This is a genomic window from Pirellulales bacterium, from assembly GCA_035939775.1.
Lineage (GTDB): Bacteria > Planctomycetota > Planctomycetia > Pirellulales > DATAWG01 > DASZFO01.
Genome location: DASZFO010000313.1, coordinates 1 through 1669 on the forward strand (window position 1 = coordinate 1; position 1669 = coordinate 1669).

At 60.6% G+C, this 1669-nt stretch carries 2 protein-coding genes; both read left to right on the forward strand.

Annotated elements, in window-relative coordinates:
• Positions 1-94 (forward strand): IS5/IS1182 family transposase (locus VGY55_19765; protein HEV2972221.1); only part of this gene is annotated, 94 nt, incomplete at its 5' end.
• Positions 95-168: 74 nt separating this feature from the next.
• Complete coding sequence (locus VGY55_19770; GenBank protein ID HEV2972222.1) at positions 169-1539, forward strand: IS701 family transposase; 1371 nt, start codon at positions 169-171, stop codon at positions 1537-1539.
• The last annotated feature ends 130 nt before the right edge of the window (positions 1540-1669 follow it).

Genomic DNA, 1669 nt, shown 5'->3' on the forward strand with positions numbered 1-1669 from the left:
CTTCCGGCGCATCGCCACGCGATATGACAAGCTCGCCCGGAATTTCTTGGCCGCTGTTCATCTCGCCGCTCTCGTCGCATATTGGCTCAATTGAGTCTGGACCCTAGCACTACTTTGGCAGATTTTGGCGATTGAACGGCGGGACTGGATTCCCGAATCAGATTTTCAATGATTCATAGGTGGTCGGCTGTTGGAGGGCCGACCATGGGAAACTCGTCGAAGTGGGAAGATGAACTTGGACGCTGGCTCAAGCCGTTCCTGGATCGCTTGGGTCACAAGGCGCGGCGGCGGATGTGTCCGCTGTATGTTTCCGGACTGATTGGACCGGGCGATCGCAAGAGCGTGCAGCCGATGGCGGCGCGGCTGGCGCCGGGCGAGTATGACCAGTTGCACCATTTCATCGCTGATGGCGTCTGGGATGCTGCGCCATTGGAGTCGGAACTGCTCGTTCAGGCCGATCGTCTCGTCGGCGGCGAGGATGCGGTGCTGGTGATCGACGACACGGCGATGCCGAAGAAGGGCGATCGTTCGGTTGGTGTCGCTCCGCAATATGCCTCGTCTCTCGGCAAGACGGCCAATTGCCAAACGTTGGTGTCGCTGACGCTTGCGCGCGGCGAAGTGCCGGTGATGGTCACCTTGCGCCTGTTTCTTCCCGAGAGCTGGGCAAGCGATCGGGTGCGACTGGCGCGAGCGGGCGTTCCGGTCGAATACCGAACGCCACGGTCCAAGCCCGAGATCGCTTTGGCGGAGATTGATCGCGTGATCGCAGCCGGTGTTCGCTTCGGCTGTGTACTGGCGGATGCCGGATACGGCCTCAGCGCGCCGTTTCGACAAGGGCTCACGACACGCGGCCTTGCCTGGGCCGTTGGCATCCCTCGTCACCTCAAGGTGTACCCGGTCGGCGTCAAGCTGATCTGGCCGGTTGCTACTCGGGGTCGTCCCCGCAAGCGGCACATTCCGGATATCCTGTCGAGAGCGGCCGAAGACATGCTAGCCAATGCAAGATGGCAAAATGTGAGTTGGCGAAACGGGACTAAGGGTCGGCTGAAAGCTCGCTTCGCCGCTGTTCGCGTGCGGACCGCCGATGGGCCTCCGCAGCGGATCAAGGACATGGGCCAGCAGCATCTTCCAGGGGACGAAGCCTGGCTCATCGGCGAACACAGGACGTCGGGGGAAAAGAAATACTATCTCGCCAATCTGCCGGCCAAGACGGATTTGCGCACATTAGCTGCCACGATCAAGGCGCGATGGATTTGCGAACAGGCCCATCAGCAGTTGAAAGAGGAACTCGGGCTTGATCACTTCGAGGGACGATCCTGGCAAGGTCTTCATCGTCACGCACTGATGACCATGATCGCTTACGCATTCCTCCAGCATCGTCGCCTCGCACAAGCGGGGCGGAAAAAAAAGAATCAACGGACCTCCGCCTCAGCCGAGCCTGCCGGCGGTGCGCCACGCCATCGTCGAACTCATCGTTCGACCGCCGCCTCAGCGTTGCCCGCACTGCAGACGACAAATCGGCGAAACGCAACGGCGTGAATAAATCTGCCAAAGTAGTGCTAGCTAGGGTGCTCTCTTACTTTCGGGCCGCGCGGCCGGCTTCAAACCAGCGTGAGGCCCTTCTGGGGGCGGCTTCCTCCCACTATATTTGTGCTTGGCTTTACCCTCG